The sequence below is a fragment of the Streptomyces tropicalis genome (genome assembly GCF_029269835.1).
In the GTDB taxonomy this organism is placed as follows: domain Bacteria; phylum Actinomycetota; class Actinomycetes; order Streptomycetales; family Streptomycetaceae; genus Streptomyces; species Streptomyces tropicalis.
Genome location: NZ_JARJBB010000103.1, coordinates 1 through 593, shown reverse-complemented (window position 1 = coordinate 593; position 593 = coordinate 1). Strand labels below are relative to the sequence as shown.

Below are 593 nucleotides of genomic sequence, written 5' to 3'. Positions count from 1 at the left end.
GCTCCCGGCCGCCGACCAAGAGGTCATCGCCGCGCTGGCGGCCTCCGCACAGGAACTGGCAGCAGACTGGATCGCCTCCGCCGCAGAGCCGCGGATCTTCCCCGACGGCACGAAGGCCCCGCTGTGCCCGCCCTCCCCTGCCACCGCGCCCGCCGGCACCGTCACCGAGGCCGAGCGCGCCATCGCCCAGACCCTGGACGACAGCGCCCTGGTGCCCGCCGCCTGGGGCGGCGGCGGATACACCCTGGCGCCACGCCTGGACGGGACCGTCGCCATCACCATGACGATGATGCGGCTCGAGGCGCCCAATGTGCGCGATGCCCGCATCTGGAGCCTGTACGACCTGGGCTGGCAGCCCGTCACCGTCGAGGAGAACAACCCGCGCAGCGCCCACAGCGGCGAAGCCCGCCACGTCACCGTCACCCTGCCCCGCGGCCTGGACGCCGAGCGCCACCACCTCGCCACCGAAGTCCGCGCCGTCCTGGACGCCCACCGCCGGCGCTACGACCCCACCGAAACCTTCCAGGTACGCCCGGCCACCGAGCGGGACTGCCCCGGCGGACCGGCAAGCGCTGCCCCCTCCGCCACGGGCG

General features: G+C 75.0%; 1 protein-coding gene. It reads left to right on the top strand.

All coding sequences use genetic code 11. From position 1 onward, the window contains the following. On the top strand, positions 1–593 hold a 593-nt coding region (locus tag P3H78_RS33210), incomplete at both ends, for a hypothetical protein (protein ID WP_276112884.1).